Genomic DNA, 17,613 nt, shown 5'->3' with positions numbered 1-17,613 from the left:
AAGATGAACCAGGAAGTCCTGAACATCTTCAACCCGGTCCCGGTCACGCCGACCTTCGACCAGATCAAGATCGCCCTGGCCTCGCCGGAGAAGATCCGGTCGTGGTCGTTCGGCGAGATCAAGAAGCCGGAAACCATCAACTACCGCACGTTCAAGCCCGAACGTGACGGCCTGTTCTGCGCGCGTATCTTTGGCCCGACCAAGGATTACGAATGCCTGTGCGGCAAGTACAAGCGCATGAAGTACAAGGGCATCATCTGCGAGAAGTGCGGCGTCGAAGTCACCCTGGCCCGCGTTCGCCGCGAGCGGATGGGCCACATCGACCTGGCCGCCCCGGTCGCCCACATCTGGTTCCTGAAGTCGCTGCCCAGCCGCATCTCCCTGATGCTGGACATGGCGCTGAAGGACGTCGAGCGCGTTCTGTATTTCGAAAACTACATCGTCACCGAGCCGGGCCTGACCCCGCTGAAGCAGAACCAGCTGCTGACGGAAGACGAGTTCTATCGCTATCAGGAAGAGTACGGCGACGACGGCTTCACGGCCGAAATCGGCGCCGAGGCCGTCCGCAACCTGCTGATGGGCATCGACCTGCACGCCGAGGCCGAGAAGCACCGCGGCGAACTGGCCGACAATCCCTCGGAAATGAAGGCCAAGAAGGCGTCCAAGCGCCTGAAGCTGATCGAGGCCTTCCTGGAATCGGGCAACAAGCCCGAGTGGATGATCCTGACCATCGTGCCGGTCATCCCGCCGGAACTGCGTCCTCTGGTGCCGCTGGACGGCGGCCGTTTCGCCACGTCCGACCTGAACGACCTGTATCGCCGGGTCATCAACCGGAACAACCGCCTGAAGCGCCTGATGGAGCTGCGGGCGCCGGACATCATCATCCGTAACGAAAAGCGGATGCTGCAGGAATCCGTCGACGCCCTGTTCGACAACGGCCGTCGCGGTCGCGTCATCACCGGCGCCAACAAGCGTCCGCTGAAGTCGCTGGCCGACATGCTGAAGGGCAAGCAGGGTCGCTTCCGTCAGAACCTGCTGGGCAAGCGCGTCGACTATTCGGGCCGTTCGGTCATCACCGTGGGACCGGAACTGAAGCTGCACGAGTGCGGCCTGCCCAAGAAGATGGCTCTAGAGCTGTTCAAGCCGTTCATCTATGCGCGCCTTGACGCCAAGGGCCTGTCGGGCACGGTCAAACAGTCCAAGCGCATGGTCGAGCGCGAGCAGCCCGCCGTCTGGGACATCCTGGACGAGGTCATCCGCGAGCACCCGGTTCTGCTGAACCGCGCGCCGACGCTGCACCGTCTGGGCATCCAGGCGTTCGAGCCGAAGCTGATCGAGGGCAAGGCCATCCGCCTGCACCCGCTGGTCTGCACCGCCTTCAACGCCGACTTCGACGGCGATCAGATGGCCGTTCACGTTCCGCTGAGCCTCGAGGCCCAGTTGGAAGCGCGCGTCCTGATGATGTCGACGAACAACATCCTGTCGCCCGCCAACGGCAAGCCGATCATCGTGCCGTCGCAGGACATCGTCCTGGGTCTGTACTATCTGTCGCTGGTCAAGGACGGCGAGCCCGGCGAGGGCAAGCTGTTCGCCAACATCGGCGAGATCGACGCGGCGCTGGACGCCAAGGTCGTGACCCTGCACACGCGCATCAAGGCGCGCTGGACCGAACAAGACGCCGAGGGCAAGGAGGTGACGAAGGTCATCGACACCACGCCCGGCCGTATGAAGCTGGCGGCCCTGCTGCCGCGCAATCCGAACGTCGGCTATCGCCTGCTCGAAAAGAACCTGACCAAGAAGGAGATCGGGAACCTGATCGACGTGGTCTATCGCCACTGCGGTCAGAAGGCGACGGTCATCTTCGCCGACCAGATGATGGGCCTGGGCTTCCGCGAAGCCGCCAAGGCGGGCATCTCGTTCGGCAAGGACGATATCGTGATCCCGGCCAAGAAGGTCGAACTGGTCGCCGAAACCCGCGCCCAGGTCGAGGAGTACGAGCAACAGTACGCCGACGGCCTGATCACGCGCGGCGAGAAGTACAACAAGGTCGTCGACGCCTGGGCCAAGGCCACGGACCGGATCGCCGACGCCATGATGGGTGAGATCGCGCAGCCGCGCGTTCTGATCGAGGGCGAGAACCCCGACATCAACTCGGTCTATATGATGGCCAACTCCGGCGCCCGCGGTTCGCAGGCCCAGATGAAGCAACTGGGCGGCATGCGCGGCCTGATGGCCAAGCCCTCGGGCGAGATCATCGAGACGCCGATCACCTCGAACTTCAAGGAAGGTCTGACCGTCCTCGAATACTTCAACTCGACCCACGGCGCCCGCAAGGGTCTGGCCGACACCGCGCTGAAGACCGCCAACTCGGGCTATCTGACCCGCCGTCTGGTGGATGTGGCGCAGGACTCCATCGTCACCGAGCAGGACTGCGGTTCGACCCGCGGCATCACCCTGCGCGCGGTGATGGAGGGCGGCGACGTCCTGGTCTCGCTGGGCCAGCGCATCCTGGGCCGTTATGCGGCCGAGGACATCAAGGAGCCGGGTACGGACACCGTCCTGTTCCCTGCCGACACCTATCTGGTCGAGGAAGTCGTCGAGGCCGTCGAGGCCGCCGGCGTCCAATCGGTCAAGGTGCGTTCGGCCCTGACCTGCGAAGCCGAAGCGGGCATCTGCGCCCACTGCTACGGTCGTGACCTGGCGCGCGGCACCAACGTCAACATCGGCGAAGCGGTCGGCGTCATCGCCGCCCAGTCGATCGGCGAGCCGGGCACCCAGCTGACGATGCGGACCTTCCACATCGGCGGCACGGCCCAGGTGGCGGAAACCTCCTTCATGGAGGCGACCAACGCCGGTACGGCCAAGATCACCGGCCCCACCGTCGTCGCGGCGCACGGCGACCTGGTGGCCATGAGCCGCAACGTCGTCGTCACCGTGGTCGTGGACGGCAAGGACCGCGAGACGCACAAGGCCCCGTATGGCGCCCGCATCCGCGTCAAGGACGGCGGCGAAGTGAAGAAGGGCCAACGCCTGGCGGAGTGGGACCCCTACACCACCCCGATCCTGACGGAAGTGGGCGGCGTCGTGCGCTTCGAGGACCTGGTCGAGGGTCTGTCCGTCAAGGAAGAGACCGATGAAGCGACGGGCATCGCCCAGCGCGTGGTCTCCGACTGGCGCGCCAGCCCGCGCGGCTCGGATCTGCGTCCGGCCATGGGCGTCACCCTGGGCGACGCCTACGCCAAGCTGGCCTCGGGCTCCGACGCCCGTTACCTGCTGCCCGTCGGCGCGGTTTTGTCCGTGGCGAACGGCGACGAGGTCAAGCCGGGTGAGATTATCGCCCGCGTTCCGACCGAAGGCGCCAAGACCCGCGACATCACCGGCGGTCTGCCGCGCGTCGCCGAACTGTTCGAAGCGCGTCGTCCGAAGGACTGCGCCGTCATCGCCGAGATGGACGGTCGCGTCGAATTCGGCCGCGACTACAAGAACAAGCGCCGCATCAAGATCACGCCGGAGCCCAACGCCGATGGCGTTCAGGGTGAACCCGTCGAGTTCCTGATCCCCAAGGGCAAGCACATCTCCGTCCACGACGGCGATCTGATCCAGAAGGGCGACTACATCATCGACGGCAACCCGGATCCGCACGATCTGCTGCGCATCCAGGGCGTCGAGGCGCTGGCCGAATATCTGGTGAACGAGGTGCAGGAGGTCTATCGCCTGCAGGGCGTGCCGATCAACGACAAGCACATTGAAGTCATCGTGCGTCAGATGCTGCAAAAGGTCGAGGTAATCGACGCCGGTGAAACCACCCTGATCCGTGGCGACACGGTCGAGGTGGCGGAAGCCGTGCTGGAGAACGCCAAGGTCGAGAAGCGCGGCGGTCGTCTGGCCACCACCCAGCCGGTTCTGCTGGGCATCACCAAGGCGTCGCTGCAAACGCGCAGTTTCATCTCGGCGGCGTCTTTCCAGGAAACCACGCGCGTCCTGACCGACGCCTCGGTCCACGGCAAGAAGGACATGCTGGAAGGTCTGAAGGAAAACGTCATCGTCGGCCGCCTGATCCCGGCGGGCACGGGCGCCTATCTGCGCTCGCTGCAGAAGATCGCCAACGAGCGTGACGCCGAACTGACGCAGGCCCGCGAAGAGGCGATCGAGCCCCTGCCGGCCGATCTGCAACTGGAGCTGGAGAGCAGCGAAGTCTGATCTCCCGCCCCGGATCAGGTCCGGGATGACAAGGGTTGAAAAGGGCGGCGCCGGCGACGGGGCCGCCCTTTTTCTTTCCGGGTTCAAGCGACATTCAGTTGATCGACATCCCGGCTCGTCAGTCTGGGGTTGAGCGGAGCGAAGAACCCGGCAGCAAGGGCCGCATTCGTTTCTCTGGATGCATTCGGCGCTGGATGCCCGCCTCCGGGTTCCGGGTTCGTCCTTTGGACGCCCGGGAATGACGGTGATAAATCGATTGCGGTCGACTCTAGTCCTTCCACCGCTCCATCGGGGCCGCCGCGCCTGGGGTGATCGGCGCGCCGCTCGCCCGGTGGCCGTCGCGTCGGGTTTGGATGTTTCGCGTCGAATCCGGCGCCAGGGACGGGTTCAACTGGGCCCCGGCGCAGCCTGTGCCGAAGTTTGAGCCGACGCAGTCCGCAGGACCGACCACGCCGACGCCGCCGGACAGGGGGCGGTTCATCATCTCCCATTCCGCCAGGCGACGCGCGCCTTCGCGCGCGAAACGCGCGTCGCGTTCGGGATTTCCGGTTCCATGAATCGGCGGGGCGGCGGCGGCGCGGCGGCCGAAGTCGTCACGGCAGCGGCGTCGTTCCGCGTCGTTCAGCAATTCCGGCGAGGCGCAACCCGTCAGCCCCTGCCGCAAGGCGCGGGCCATGGCGGCCTGACGGTCTGCGGGATCGACCCGCCAGGCGTCGCCTGGCGGTGACGGCGCATTGACGGGGGCGGGCGCGGCCAGACGCGGTCGCAGCGGCGCCGGCTGATCGACGGCCCCAGGCGCGGCCGACGTAATCGGCGTGCGCCGGTCGGCCGCGTCGGAACGCGCCACGTTCGGCTGAGCCTGAGGCGGGGCGACGACGGGCGGGCGCGGGCGCTCGTCGGGCAGGAGACGGCGGGGCTGAATATCCAGCAGAATGGTCGGCTCGTCCTCGACCCAGACCCGTTCCTCGAACCCCAGGGCGGCGTAGGACAGGGCGGCGACCAGGGCGGCGTTGAACGCGACCGACAGGCCCGCCAGTCCAACCTTGCCGCGCCAGTCCGGGCCGTCGGATCGTGATACCCGCACAGTTTGCCTCCCCCTGCAGCGTGCAAGTTGTAAGAGAAGCGTGGCGGCTTTCGGGCGGGGCCGCGCTCGCTTCGCGGCGGAGGGACCGGCGGGCAGGCGCGTCTTGACCTTCGGCCCTATCGCGCGTAGAAGCCGCGCACTTTCGAGGCGTGGCCGGTTCGCCGGTCGCTGAGATCGTGACAATCGAACGGACGGCCTGTGCGCCGCCGGAACGCCCGAAGCGCGCGTTCCGGTTTTTCTGTTTGGGCGGTCGCGCTCAGTCTCGATGACACCCGGGCGGGGGAATGGTCCCTCGTTCACAAAAGAAGGCGTGGGGCGCCTCGGTCGAAAGACACACGCCCCCCAATAGAAGTCGAGACCTGTCTCAATGCCTACGATCAACCAACTGATCCGCAAGCCGCGCAAGCCCAAGCCCGTCCGCAACAAGGTTCCGGCCCTGGAGGGTTCGCCCCAGCGTCGCGGCGTCTGCACCCGTGTCTACACCACCACCCCCAAGAAGCCGAACTCGGCTCTGCGTAAGGTCGCCAAGGTCCGCCTGGCCAAGAACGGCTACGAAGCCGTGTGCTACATCCCCGGCGAAGGCCACAACCTGCAGGAACACTCGGTCGTTCTGATCCGCGGCGGCCGCGTGAAGGACTTGCCCGGCGTGCGCTACCACATCCTGCGCGGCGTTCTGGACACCCAAGGCGTCAAGGACCGCAAGCAACGCCGTTCGCACTACGGCGCCAAGCGTCCGAAGTAAGCCCTTTGCGTCCGGGCCGTCGCGCCCGGTCGCCTTTTCGAGATCTTCCCGGCGTCGGCCGGGCACTGCAAGGAATAACCCATGTCGCGTCGTCACCGCGCCCAGAAGCGTGAAGTTCTGCCGGATCCCAAGTTCGGGGACCTGATCGTCACCAAGTTCATGAACTACGTCATGTACGAAGGTAAGAAGGCCGTCGCCGAAAACATCGTCTATGGCGCCTTCGACATCCTGGCCGAGAAGAAGAAGGACCAGACCGCGGTCGAGACCTTCCATTCCGCGCTCGACAACGTCGCCCCGGCGGTCGAAGTCCGTTCGCGTCGCGTCGGCGGCGCCACCTATCAGGTGCCGGTCGAGGTCCGTCCGGATCGTCGTCGCGCCCTGGCCATCCGCTGGCTGGTCAACGCCGCCCGCAAGCGCGGCGAGAACACCATGACCGAGAAGCTGGCCGCCGAGCTGCTGGACGCCTCGAACAACCGCGGCACCGCGGTCAAGAAGCGCGAAGACACCCACAAGATGGCCGAAGCGAACCGCGCCTTCAGCCACTACCGCTGGTAAGCGTCTTAAAACCGCCAACTGCGGTGACTATCTGAGACTATCCGGCGCGGGCGGTTTGAGCTAAATCGCCCGCGCCGTCTTATCCGACATTCCGATGGGCGCTTTCGGCGTCCGAAGCCCCCAAGGGACGCTCCAATGCCCCGCACACATAAAATCGAAGACTACCGCAACTTCGGCATCATGGCCCACATCGACGCGGGCAAGACCACGACGACCGAGCGGATTCTGTATTACACCGGCAAGTCGCACAAGATCGGCGAAGTGCACGACGGCGCCGCCACCATGGACTGGATGGACCAGGAGCAGGAACGCGGCATCACCATCACGTCCGCCGCGACGACCGCCTTCTGGAAAGAGAAGCGCCTCAACATCATCGACACCCCCGGCCACGTCGACTTCACCATCGAGGTCGAGCGTTCGCTGCGCGTGCTCGACGGCGCCGTGACGGTGCTTGACGGCAACGCCGGCGTCGAGCCGCAGACCGAAACCGTCTGGCGCCAGGCCGACAAATATTCGGTGCCGCGCATCGTCTTCGTCAACAAGATGGACAAGATCGGCGCCGACTTCGACAAGTCGGTGGAATCGATCCGTGACCGCCTGGGCGCCAAGGCTGTGCCGATCCAGTTCCCGATCGGCGCCGAGTCGAACCTGAAGGGTCTGGTCGACCTGGTCCGCATGAAGGCCGTGGTCTGGGACAACGACGGCCTGGGCGCCTCCTTCCGCGACGAAGAAATCCCCGCCGATCTGGTCGACAAGGCCAATGAAGCCCGCCAGTACCTGATCGACAACGCCGTCGAGCTGGATGACGAGGCGATGGAGGCTTACCTGGAGGGCAACGAGCCTTCGGAAGAAACCATCAAGAAGTGCATCCGCAAGGCCGTTCTGACCGGCGCCTTCTATCCGATCCTGTGCGGCTCGGCCTTCAAGAACAAGGGCGTGCAGACCCTGCTGGACGCCGTGGTCGACTACCTGCCCTCGCCGGTGGACATCCCGCCGACCCAAGGCATCGACTTCAAGACCGAAGAGCCGGTCGTGCGCAAGGCTTCGGACGACGAGCCCCTGTCGGTCCTGGCGTTCAAGATCATGGACGACCCCTTCGTCGGCTCGCTGACCTTCTGCCGCCTGTATTCGGGCAAGATGGAAACGGGCATGGGCCTGCTGAACTCGACACGCGACAAGAAGGAGCGCGTCGGCCGTATGCTGCTGATGCACTCCAACAACCGCGAGGACATCAAGGAAGCCTACGCCGGCGACATCGTCGCCCTGGCCGGCCTGAAGGACACCCGCACCGGCGACACCCTGTGCGACCCGATCAAGTCGCCGGTCATCCTGGAGCGCATGGAATTCCCGGCCCCGGTGATCGAAATCGCCGTCGAGCCGAAGTCCAAGGCGGACCAGGAAAAGCTGGGCGTCGCCCTGGCCAAGCTGGCCTCGGAAGACCCGTCCTTCACCGTCTCGACCGACCACGAGTCGGGCCAGACGATCCTGAAGGGCATGGGCGAGCTGCATCTGGACATCAAGATCGACATCCTGAAGCGCACCTATAAGGTCGAGGCCAACATCGGCGCGCCGCAGGTCGCCTATCGCGAATCCATCAGCCGCAAGGCCGAGATCGACTACACCCACAAGAAGCAGACCGGCGGTACGGGTCAGTTCGCCCGCGTCAAGCTGGTGTTCGAGCCGGGCGAGCCGGGTTCGGACTTCGTCTTCGAATCCGCCATCGTCGGCGGCGCGGTGCCCAAGGAATACATCCCGGGCGTCGAAAAGGGCCTGAAGTCGGCCAAGGACAATGGCCTGCTGGCCGGCTTCCCGGTCATCGACGTCAAGGCCACCCTGGTGGACGGCGCCTTCCACGACGTCGACTCCTCGGTCCTGGCGTTCGAAATCGCTTCGCGCGCGGCCTTCAAGGAACTGCGCGAGAAGGGCGGCCCCAAGCTGCTGGAACCGATCATGGCCGTCGAGGTCGTGACCCCGGAAGAGTATCTGGGTTCGGTGATCGGCGACCTGAACGGTCGTCGCGGCATGATCCAGGGTCAGGACATGCGCGGCAACGCCACCGTCGTGAACGCCTTCGTGCCGCTGGCCAACATGTTCGGCTATGTGAACACGCTGCGCGGCATGTCGCAGGGCCGCGCCCAGTTCACCATGCAATACGACCACTACGAGCCGGTGCCGCAACACGTCGCCGACGAAGTGATCAAGAAGTACGCCTAAACCTTCCCTTTCGGGAAAATCCACCCAAATACGCCCGGACCGCAAGGACCGGGCGTCCTTAACCCCAAACCACAGGAACCCCGGTTCGGGGACCTAGGAGCTAGAAAATGGCCAAGGAAAAGTTCGAACGCACGAAGCCGCACTGCAACATCGGCACGATTGGTCACGTTGACCACGGCAAGACGACGCTGACGGCTGCGATCACGATGACGCTGGCGAAGGCGGGTGGCGCGAAGGCGATGAACTACGCCGACATCGACGCGGCGCCGGAAGAGAAGGCGCGGGGCATCACGATCAACACGGCGCACGTCGAGTATGAGACGGCGAACCGTCACTATGCGCACGTCGACTGCCCCGGCCACGCCGACTATGTGAAGAACATGATCACGGGCGCGGCGCAGATGGACGGCGCGATCCTGGTTGTTTCGGCCGCCGACGGCCCGATGCCGCAGACGCGCGAGCACATTCTTCTGGCTCGTCAGGTCGGCGTTCCGGCCCTGGTGGTCTTCATGAACAAGGTCGACCTGGTCGACGACGAAGAGCTGCTGGAACTGGTCGAGATGGAAGTGCGCGAGCTGCTCTCGTCGTACCAGTTCCCGGGCGACGACATTCCGATCACCAAGGGCTCGGCCAAGGCCGCGACCGACGGCGTGAACCCGGAGATCGGCGAACAGCGCGTTCTGGCCCTGATGGAAACGGTCGACGCCTACATCCCGCAACCGGCGCGTCCGGTGGACCAGCCGTTCCTGATGCCGGTCGAAGACGTGTTCTCGATCTCGGGCCGCGGCACCGTGGTGACGGGTCGGGTCGAGAAGGGCGTGGTCAAGGTCGGCGAGGAAGTGGAGATCGTGGGCATCCGTCCGGTGCAGAAGACGACCTGCACGGGCGTGGAAATGTTCCGCAAGCTGCTGGACCAGGGCGAGGCGGGCGACAACGTGGGCGTTCTGCTGCGCGGCACCAAGCGTGAAGACGTCGAGCGCGGTCAGGTTCTGTGCAAGCCGGGTTCGATCACGCCGCACACCAAGTTCCTGGCCGAAGCCTACATCCTGACGAAGGAAGAAGGCGGCCGCCACACGCCGTTCTTCACGAACTACCGTCCTCAGTTCTACTTCCGCACGACCGACGTGACGGGGATCGTGCATCTGAAGGAAGGCGTCGAGATGATCATGCCGGGCGACAACGCCGAGCTGAACGTCGAGCTGATCACGCCGATCGCCATGGACCAGGGCCTGCGCTTCGCCATCCGTGAAGGCGGCCGCACCGTCGGCGCCGGCGTCGTCGCCAAGATCGTCGAGTAAGGCTTCTCTCCGGGCTAACGCGCTTCGCGCTGCTTGAGGCCGGACGAGACAGACGAAACAGTCGCGTAACAGAGCGGCCCCCGGAGATATCCGGGGGCCGTTTTGCGTCGGCCGAGGCGTCTGCAACGACTTGCCTTTCCGGACGTTCGGAGGAGCCGCCGAACAGTCAAGGTTCTCCATGCGTCCGATCGCGTTGCTTTCATGCCTCATGGCCCTGGCGGCCTGCGCCACCCACCCGGGCACGGTCGATCCTGTGCGTTTCGCGACGGATGCGCGGCCGGTGTCGGCGGCGGTCGAGGCGGGGACCTTGGGCGGGGTCGAGGGCGACGGGGTCAGGGCGTTCCTGGGCGTGCCCTATGCGGCGCCGCCCGTGGGCCCGTTGCGTTGGCGGGCGCCCCAGCCCGTTCAGCCCTGGTCGGGCGTACGCGACGCGACGCGGATCGGGGCCGACTGCACCCAGGCCATCGGGCGGCGCGCCATCCTGGGCGGAGGCGGCGGGATCGTTGTGGGGTCCGAGGACTGCCTGTTCCTGAACATCTATGCGCCCGCGGGCGAGGCGACGGGTCTGCCGGTCATGGTCTATGCGCCCGGCGGGGCCTTCACCATCGGCGCGGGCGCCAACTACGATCCTTCCAGACTGGCGCGCCAACAGAAGCGAGTGGTGGTCACGCTGAACTATCGCCTGGGGGCGCTGGGGTGGCTGGCCCATCCGGGTTTTCAGGCCGAGGGCGAGGGATTTGGCGGCAATTTCGGCCTGATGGATCAGCAGGCGGCGCTGCGTTGGGTGCATCGCAATATCGCGGCCTTCGGGGGCGATCCGTCCAATGTGACCTTGTTCGCCGAAAGCGCGGGGGCGTGGACCGCCTGCTATCTGATGACGTCGCCGGGATCGGAAGGACTGTTCCAGCGCGCGATCCTGCAGAGCGGGGGCTGTCTGGAGCCCTCGTCTCTGGTCAGCGCCGAGACGGCCGCCGCATCCGGCCCTCTGTTCGCCGAACGTCTGGGCTGCACGGGGGAGGGGCAGACCGACTGTCTGAAGGCGCTGCCGGCCTGGCGGCTGTCGCGGGCGCCGTCGGTGCGGGCGGGGATCAACGGTCCCGGCTCTTGGGGGCCGGTGCACACGGACGCCACCGTGCCGGAAAACCCCGCCGTCGCCTTCGCCCACGGCCGGTTCACGCGCGTGCCCGTCATTGTCGGCTCCAACCTGGACGAGGGGCGGCTGTTCGCCAACGAGGTCAAGACCCTGGACCGTTACAACAAGGAGACGGTCTGGATGTACGGCGACGAGGGCGCGCGGGTGCTGGCGCGTTATCCCGTCGGGCCGGAGGGGCCCGCTTACGCCATCGCCGCCCAGTTCACGGACCAGAGGTTCGCCTGTCCGTCCCAGGCCCTGCGGCGTCAGCTGTCGCGGTTCGTACCCGTGCGCGGCTATGAGTTCGCGGATCGCAATGCGCCCTTCGTCCTGCCGGACTGGATCGTCGGGCTGGACCTGGGCGCGTACCACGCCAGCGAATTGGCCTATGTGTTCGGGACCCGTTGGATATTCGCGGATGTGAAGCGATTCACGCCCGAGCAGAGAGCCTTGTCCGAACGGATGCAGGCGCTGTGGGCGGGGTTCGGCCAGACGGACTTCGGCGCCGACTGGCCGACCGTGGAAGGCGCCGGGCCGGTGCGGGTGTTCGCGCCCGAAGGCGATCGGCTGGACGAGACCTTCTTCGCCCGCCACCAGTGCGACTTCTGGGACGGCACGCCGTTCGGCGCCGTCCATTGAGACCCCAGATTCAAGCGAGAACCTGGATTCACCCTTCAGCCGGAACCGCGACGCGGTACCGTCCAAAACGATCCGGTCCTAGAGGAACCGCACGATCACGCCGGGCTTGACCTTGTCGGCCAGGGTCCAGGCGTCCCAGTTGGTCAGGCGGACGCAGCCGTGGGAGGCGGTCTTGCCGACCAGATGCGGGTCGGGCGTACCGTGGATGCCGTAGCTGGGCTTGTTCAGGTCGATCCAGACGACGCCGACCGGATTGTTGGGACCCGGCTTGACCAGGACCTTCTTCTTGCCGTCGCCGTAGCTGAGCTTGGCCGGGTCGTAGAGGTAGTCGGGATTGCGGGCGACACCGTTGACCTTGACCGTGCCGCTGGGCGTCGGATTGTCGCCGCTGCCGATGGTGGCGGGGAAATAGGCCAACAGCCGGCCATCGGCGGCGAAGGCGCGGACCGAGCCCTCGCCCTTGTCCACATCGATGTGGTCGACCTCGGAGGCCAGAGGCGCGGTGTTGATGGCGGGTACGAGCAGGGCCTGCCCCACGCGAGCGAAGTCGGCGTCGGGGTTCATGGCTCGCAACAGCGCCTCGGTGACATGGAACCGCTCGGCCAGGGCCTCTACGATATTGGCGTACCCCATGTGCGGGCCTGGCCCTGAGCTTCGAGGTCGGTCGGGACCACGCCGAGATAGGGGCCGTCGAGATCGGCCTGGGTGATGCGATAGGCGGCGGTGACGGGGCCGGGACCCTGCCGGCGCAGACGGTCGAGCACGCCGGCGTCCAACCGGCCGGTCGTCGGCAGGTCATTAGCCTTCTGATAGGCGGCGACGGCTTGTCTCATGCTCGAACCCTCCAGGCCGTCGATGGCGCCGGGCGAAAAGCGCGCGCGTTCCAGCAGGATCTGGGCGCGGATCAGGGCGGGCTGGGGCTGGGCCAGTTGGGCCGGGTTCGCCGGGCCCTCCGTTGGAGCCGGGGCATAGGCCGCGGTCTCTATGGCCTCGCGCGACAACGGGCCGGTGGCGCCGACCTGGGCGTCGGCCGAGGGGCGGTCGGACGTCTCGTTGCGCGAACAGGCGGTAAGAGACAGGGTGGACGCAAGCAGGAGGCGACGGTTCATCGGGGACTTTCGAACGGCGACAGGGACGACAGGGGGCGGACAGGTGCGATCAGTTCTCTTCGCCCGTGGCGGGATCGGTCGCCGTTTCGCCCGAGTTGCTGGAGCCTTCGGCGCCCTTGGGCTCGGTCGCCGGACGCGGGGGGTGGCCCTCGCCGTCGGGGCGTTGGTTTTCATTCTCGACGGCGCGGTCGTCGGGGCGGGGATCGGACATGAGGCGGTTCCGGCGAAGGTTGGGATCGGATAGGGCAACGCGCGCGGGCGGCTCCGGCTCCCGCCATCGGCCGTCAACGTTCGTTCACCATGCCGGTGAACCTTAACGAAACGGCCGGCGGGCCAGGGTGTTTGCTGGACTTGACCTGGCCGCGCCAGGTCCGCTTAGGACGCCCATGCCCGACACCCTTGAGGTCGAGATCATAAAGACGGAGGCGATCGACGCCGCCGGCATCGCCCTGTGGCGCGAATGGACGGCGACGAATCCCGCTCTGACCAGTCCCTATTTCCGCTGGGACTATGCCGAGATCGCCGGGCGCATCTGTCCGGGAGCGGCGCTCGCGGTGTTCCGGCGAGACGGTCGGATCGTCGGTTTCTTCCCGTTCCAGCGGCGCGGGCGGGCGGTGCAGCCGCTGGGCGCGCCGATGAACGACTATCACGGGGTGATCGCCCCGGTCGAAGAGGCGATCAGCCTGGAAGTGGTCGCACGTCTGCTGAAGGCCAGCCGCTTCAGCGTGCCGGGTTGGATCGGCGCGGGCGAGGCCGGGCACGCCCGGCAGACGGTGCAGGTCGCCATGCCGGACAGCGGCTATGACGCCTGGTACGCCGAGCGTCGCGCGACCTACGGCAAGTATTTCAAGGACAAGGAGCGGGCGCGCCGCAGCCTGGCGACCGAATTGGGGCCGATCCGAGTGGAGCGGGGGCTGCGCGATCCGGCCCTGCTGGATCGTCTGATCGCCTTGAAGGCGGCGCAGTATCGGCGCTCGGGCCTGCATGACATCTTCGCCTGCGGCTGGACCAGGGATCTGCTGCAGGCGCTGATGGCCGACCTGCGCGCGGACTTCGGCGCCTCGATGGCGGCGATGCACGCGGGCGACAAACTGGTGGCGGTGGAGTTCTCACTGCACGCCGGGCGGCACTACCATTTCTGGTTCCCGGTCTATGAGCCGGCCCTGGCGCGCTGTTCGCCGGGCATCCTGCTGAGCATGGACACCATGCGGCTGGCGGCAGCGGAGGGCTTCCGCGTGTTCGACTTCGGCTTCGAGGGCGAGACCTACAAGAAGTATTTCGTCAATGCGCGCCAGACGGTGCGCGAAGCCATCCTGGTGCGGCCGGGCCTGGGCCAGGCGCTGGGCGACCTGACGGCGGCGGCGCTGAGCCGGGTCGGCGGACGGGGCGAGGCGCTGCGGACCTCTCTGCGCCGGCGCTGGTCCACCATCGAGGCGTGCGAGCCGACGCCGCTGGGGCAGCTGCGCGGCGCGGCCGTGGCGGCGCGGGCCCTGGTTCGCAAGGCGAGTGCCGGCAAGACGACGACCGCGCGCGTGGCGCACGTCTGAAGGGACCGATCATGACCGACCGCCGCACCCGCTATCCCGGCCCGATCGCCGAGGCCAAGGATCATCCGCACACCCTGGTGGCGCAGGGCTTCGCCGAGGACGCGGCCCTTGCCGCCGTGCTGGATCGCTACCCGGCCGAACTGTTCGACATCAATCTGTATGACTTCGACGACGAGGGGCAGGTGTCCCTGCGCACCGGCGCGCGCGGGCGGCTGTCGGGCCAGGATCTGCTGGAGGCGATCAAACAGGGGCGGCTGTGGGTCAATCTGCGCGAGGTCGAACGCGGCTGGCCCCAGCTTTGGGCGGCGGCGATGAAGGATTTCGCGGCCATCCAGGCGACCTATCCGGGGATGCGGGCCGTGCGGAACGCCGGGCAGCTTATCCTGTCTTCGCCCAAGGCGCGGGTGCCCTATCATTTCGACGCGGCGGGGGTGGTGCTGTTCCACCTGCGCGGGCGCAAGCGGCTGTTCATCTATCCGGGCGACGAGCAGCATCTGCCCGAGCGGAACATGGAGCAGGTGGTCGCGCGCCAGACGACCGAGGAACTGCCCTATACGCTGGCCTTCGAGCAGGACGCCCAGGTCATGGACCTGGAGCCCGGCCGGGCGCTGACCTGGCCGCTGTACGCGCCGCATCGGGTCGAGAACCTGGATCGGTTCTGCGTCAGCCTGTCGATGGATTTCCAGACCTGGCCCTCGCGGTTCCGGAACGGGGCCCTGTTCACCAATGCGGTGATCCGCAGCCGCGGCGGCAGGCCGCGCTTCACCGACGGCATGACGACGCCGGAGCTGGCCGCGCGCTGGGCCGCGTCGCTGGCGCTGAAGAAGGCGGGCGCGATGAAGAGCCGGATCGCCCATTTCGAGCGCGACTTCGAGCCCCAGGTCGGGGCGGCGGACGGGGCGGGGGCGCTGACGGGGTCCTGAAAGGCGGTCCGGGTTAAATTGCGTTCATGACCTGAAGTTAAAATGACTTCGCCTTGGCAGGCGGGCACCTTTTCCTCAGACACATGGGAAGGGAGCCCCTGATGAACCGCACGCTTATCGCAACCGCCGCCCTGGCCGGAATCGCCGTCGCCGGCATCGCCTGGGCCGCGCCCGCCTCGGCCGCCGAGGTCAAGATCCGCGACGCCGTGGCCCAGGTGGTCGTGATCGTGGAGGATCGGCAGGATGTTGCGGTGGAGGTCCGGCAGGGCCGCTCGCGCCTGCCGGCCGTTCAGGTTCGCCGCAACGGCCGCGACGTTGAGATCAACGGGGGCCTGCCGCGTAACCGGATGTGGGGCGGCGGCAGCGCCATCCGCAACTGCAACACAGGCCGCGGCGATCCGGGTCAGCCGGCGAATGGAGCGACCGTCGAGGTGCGGAACCTGGGCGTGATCCGGATAGAGGATGCGCCGACCATCATCCTGCGGACGCCGCGCGCCGTGGACCTTAGCGCCGGCGGGGCCGTGTTCGGCTCCATCGGGCGCAACGCCCGCTCGGTGACGCTCAGCAACGGCGGCTGCGGCGGGTGGAACGTGGCCAATGTGGACGGGCCGATGGAGTTGGCGCTGGGCGGCTCGGGCTCGATCCGGGCGGGAACCTCGCGCTCGCTGGAAGCCAATGTGGGCGGCTCGGGCTCGATCTGGGCCGGCGCGACCGGGGACCTGGAGGCCAATATCGGCGGTTCCGGCGCCATAACCGTGGCCAGCGCGCGTGGCGAAGGCGACATCGCTATCGGCGGCTCGGGCGACGTGATCGTCCGCGACGGCCAGATGAGCGACCTGTCGGTCGCCATCGGCGGCTCGGGCAGTGTGCGCTACGGCGGGGCGACCCGCGATCTGAGCGTCAGCATCGCCGGTTCTGGCGATGTGCGTGTGGGCGCCGCGACCGGCGATGTCTCGCGCACCGTCATCGGCTCGGGGACGCTGGTTATAGGCCGCTGAGGCCGTGGACCCGTCCCGACGAGGAAAGGCCCCCGGTCGTGGAACCCCGGGGGCCTTTTCCTGTCAGCCCCATCAAAAAGCCCCGGCGGATCGCTCCGCCGGGGCTCTTCGTATCGGATCGCTCGGGCTGCCTGGGGCGTGATCCGTTGAGGCGGAACCACTAGGCCATGTCGGCCGAAGCGATCAGGCCCTAGCGGACGCCCAGGACGCTGGTGATGGCCGAAACGCCCAGGTTGGCGCCGGCGCGGTCACGGGCCTGCAGGCCGCCGCCGAACGAGTAGCGCAGACCGACCGACCAGGTGTCGATGTCGGCCGCGTCCAGATCGGCGCGGGTGTAGGAGGCGCCCAGCGAGAACGGGGTGTTCTCGAACTCGTACTCGGCGCCCACGCCATACGTCCAGGCGTCGACGCTGCCGGTGTTCCCGTCGATATCGTTATAGGCGACGCCCGCGTTCAGGCGCAGGTTCGGCATGACGTAGAAGGCGGCGTCGCCGCCGACGGTCCAGATGTCGCCAGCGTCGGCGTCCGTCCAGGCGACCAGGCCGGTCAGCGTCGCGTTGGCCAAGTACTTCTGGGCTTCGGCGCCGACGGTCCAGACCGTGTCGCCCGTGCCGATGCCGTTAGCGGCCACGAAACCGCCGGCGCGGACGTCCGGCGCCCACATCTTGGTGCCGTGCGCGGCGACGACGCCCGAGGTGTCGTCTTCACCGAAAGCCTTCATATGGTCGACGGCTCCGTTCAAGGTCACGGTCCAGTCCTGGACCGGCAGGGCGACCGAACCGTCGACGGTCCAGACGTCGGCGTCGGCTTTGGAGCCGACGACATCGACCGAGGGGTTGGCGTAAGTCACGCCGACCGAACCTATGGCGTCCTGAGCGAAGGCCGGGGCGGCGATCAGGGTGACGGCGGCGGCCGTGGAGAGAAGGATCGTCTTCATTTTGTTTTTTCCTTAGCAGTCTGTTCCCCGATGGGGGTCCGGGGAGGTGGGCTGCTAGCCCATTGCGGCGAGCCTGAGCATTAAACCGTCGTTACCTAAGTGTCTTGCAAACGTCATGTGGCGCATCGGCCACGCCTTGTGGCGGGAATGTGTCGCCGGTACCGGGGGCGTACGGCGAGGGGGTAAGGCGGAGACAGAAATTGGCGCGGCGGAAGGGGCGTGACGGTCGGAGAGG

The 17,613-nt window shown here is 66.9% G+C and carries 14 protein-coding genes; 9 read left to right on the top strand and 5 right to left on the bottom strand.

Translation table 11 applies throughout. From position 1 onward, the window contains the following. Positions 1-3 precede the first annotated feature (3 nt). On the top strand, positions 4-4,200 hold the full coding sequence (rpoC, locus tag QE389_RS05695; protein ID WP_307365304.1) for a DNA-directed RNA polymerase subunit beta': 4,197 nt from the start codon (positions 4-6) through the stop codon (positions 4,198-4,200). Positions 4,201-4,468: 268 nt separating this feature from the next. Here the strand turns inward: rpoC and QE389_RS05690 are convergent, their stop codons facing one another. Then, positions 4,469-5,284 carry a hypothetical protein gene (locus QE389_RS05690; RefSeq protein ID WP_307365301.1) on the bottom strand — a complete coding sequence of 272 codons (816 nt, stop codon included), beginning with the start codon at positions 5,282-5,284 and terminating at the stop codon, positions 4,469-4,471. A 367-nt stretch (positions 5,285-5,651) separates the two neighbouring features. Here QE389_RS05690 and rpsL point away from each other — a divergent pair, with 367 nt between their 5' ends. The 5 genes from rpsL (at position 5,652) to QE389_RS05665 (ending at position 11,864) form a co-directional block, all read left to right on the top strand. Beyond that, the gene (gene rpsL, locus QE389_RS05685) at positions 5,652-6,026 is read left to right on the top strand and encodes a 30S ribosomal protein S12 (RefSeq protein WP_021697983.1); all 375 of its coding nucleotides are present in this window, start codon (positions 5,652-5,654) and stop codon (positions 6,024-6,026) included. Between the two features lie 81 nt (positions 6,027-6,107). Then, a complete protein-coding gene (rpsG, locus tag QE389_RS05680; protein ID WP_166623005.1) occupies positions 6,108-6,581 on the top strand; it encodes a 30S ribosomal protein S7 in 474 nt (157 codons plus the stop codon). A 135-nt stretch (positions 6,582-6,716) separates the two neighbouring features. Continuing rightward, positions 6,717-8,795 carry an elongation factor G gene (gene fusA, locus QE389_RS05675; RefSeq protein ID WP_307365291.1) on the top strand — a complete coding sequence of 693 codons (2,079 nt, stop codon included), beginning with the start codon at positions 6,717-6,719 and terminating at the stop codon, positions 8,793-8,795. Between the two features lie 107 nt (positions 8,796-8,902). Next, positions 8,903-10,093, top strand: a complete 1,191-nt coding sequence (tuf, locus tag QE389_RS05670) for an elongation factor Tu (protein ID WP_307365289.1) — start codon at positions 8,903-8,905, stop codon at positions 10,091-10,093. A gap of 178 nt (positions 10,094-10,271) precedes the next feature. After that, positions 10,272-11,864: a carboxylesterase/lipase family protein gene (locus QE389_RS05665; protein ID WP_307365287.1), complete on the top strand. Its 1,593-nt coding sequence runs from the start codon at positions 10,272-10,274 to the stop codon at positions 11,862-11,864. 78 nt (positions 11,865-11,942) lie between these two features. Here QE389_RS05665 and QE389_RS05660 read toward each other — a convergent pair whose 3' ends face one another. From QE389_RS05660 to QE389_RS05650, 3 genes are read right to left on the bottom strand one after another with little or no spacing between them, the layout of a single operon-like run. Beyond that, on the bottom strand, positions 11,943-12,497 hold the full coding sequence (locus QE389_RS05660; protein ID WP_307365285.1) for a L,D-transpeptidase: 555 nt from the start codon (positions 12,495-12,497) through the stop codon (positions 11,943-11,945). Continuing rightward, the gene (locus QE389_RS05655) at positions 12,476-12,973 is read right to left on the bottom strand and encodes a peptidoglycan-binding domain-containing protein (RefSeq protein ID WP_307365284.1); all 498 of its coding nucleotides are present in this window, start codon (positions 12,971-12,973) and stop codon (positions 12,476-12,478) included. Before QE389_RS05655 ends, QE389_RS05660 begins: the two co-directional genes overlap by 22 nt. A 49-nt stretch (positions 12,974-13,022) precedes the next feature. After that, a complete protein-coding gene (locus tag QE389_RS05650) occupies positions 13,023-13,184 on the bottom strand; it encodes a hypothetical protein (protein ID WP_307365282.1) in 162 nt (53 codons plus the stop codon). 175 nt (positions 13,185-13,359) lie between these two features. Between QE389_RS05650 and QE389_RS05645 the strand changes: the two genes are divergently transcribed. From QE389_RS05645 to QE389_RS05635, 3 genes are all read left to right on the top strand, one after another. After that, complete coding sequence (locus QE389_RS05645; protein WP_307365280.1) at positions 13,360-14,520, top strand: GNAT family N-acetyltransferase; 1,161 nt, start codon at positions 13,360-13,362, stop codon at positions 14,518-14,520. An 11-nt stretch (positions 14,521-14,531) separates the two neighbouring features. Then, a complete protein-coding gene (locus QE389_RS05640; protein WP_307365278.1) occupies positions 14,532-15,443 on the top strand; it encodes a transcriptional regulator in 912 nt (303 codons plus the stop codon). A gap of 101 nt (positions 15,444-15,544) precedes the next feature. Then, on the top strand, positions 15,545-16,441 hold the full coding sequence (locus tag QE389_RS05635; RefSeq protein WP_307365276.1) for a DUF2807 domain-containing protein: 897 nt from the start codon (positions 15,545-15,547) through the stop codon (positions 16,439-16,441). A gap of 190 nt (positions 16,442-16,631) precedes the next feature. Here the strand turns inward: QE389_RS05635 and QE389_RS05630 are convergent, their stop codons facing one another. Beyond that, positions 16,632-17,378 (bottom strand): porin, encoded by a 747-nt coding sequence (locus QE389_RS05630; RefSeq protein WP_307365274.1) that lies wholly within the window; start codon positions 17,376-17,378, stop codon positions 16,632-16,634. Positions 17,379-17,613 lie beyond the last annotated feature (235 nt).

The sequence above is a fragment of the Brevundimonas sp. SORGH_AS_0993 genome (assembly GCF_030818545.1).
Classification (GTDB): domain Bacteria; phylum Pseudomonadota; class Alphaproteobacteria; order Caulobacterales; family Caulobacteraceae; genus Brevundimonas.
This window is presented reverse-complemented; position numbering and strand designations above follow the sequence as displayed.

Bases quoted from the DNA above. Each gene is read 5' to 3' on its own strand.
- rpoC (WP_307365304.1), top strand. From the start codon at position 4: ATGAACCAGGAAGTCCTGAACATCTTCAACCCGGTCCCGGTCACGCCG.
- rpsL (WP_021697983.1), top strand. From the start codon at position 5,652: ATGCCTACGATCAACCAACTGATCCGCAAGCCGCGCAAGCCCAAGCCC.
- rpsG (WP_166623005.1), top strand. From the start codon at position 6,108: ATGTCGCGTCGTCACCGCGCCCAGAAGCGTGAAGTTCTGCCGGATCCC.
- fusA (WP_307365291.1), top strand. From the start codon at position 6,717: ATGCCCCGCACACATAAAATCGAAGACTACCGCAACTTCGGCATCATG.
- tuf (WP_307365289.1), top strand. From the start codon at position 8,903: ATGGCCAAGGAAAAGTTCGAACGCACGAAGCCGCACTGCAACATCGGC.
- QE389_RS05665 (WP_307365287.1), top strand. From the start codon at position 10,272: ATGCGTCCGATCGCGTTGCTTTCATGCCTCATGGCCCTGGCGGCCTGC.
- QE389_RS05660 (WP_307365285.1), bottom strand. From the start codon at position 12,497: ATGGGGTACGCCAATATCGTAGAGGCCCTGGCCGAGCGGTTCCATGTC.
- QE389_RS05655 (WP_307365284.1), bottom strand. From the start codon at position 12,973: ATGAACCGTCGCCTCCTGCTTGCGTCCACCCTGTCTCTTACCGCCTGT.
- QE389_RS05650 (WP_307365282.1), bottom strand. From the start codon at position 13,184: ATGTCCGATCCCCGCCCCGACGACCGCGCCGTCGAGAATGAAAACCAA.
- QE389_RS05645 (WP_307365280.1), top strand. From the start codon at position 13,360: ATGCCCGACACCCTTGAGGTCGAGATCATAAAGACGGAGGCGATCGAC.
- QE389_RS05640 (WP_307365278.1), top strand. From the start codon at position 14,532: ATGACCGACCGCCGCACCCGCTATCCCGGCCCGATCGCCGAGGCCAAG.
- QE389_RS05635 (WP_307365276.1), top strand. From the start codon at position 15,545: ATGAACCGCACGCTTATCGCAACCGCCGCCCTGGCCGGAATCGCCGTC.
- QE389_RS05630 (WP_307365274.1), bottom strand. From the start codon at position 17,378: ATGAAGACGATCCTTCTCTCCACGGCCGCCGCCGTCACCCTGATCGCC.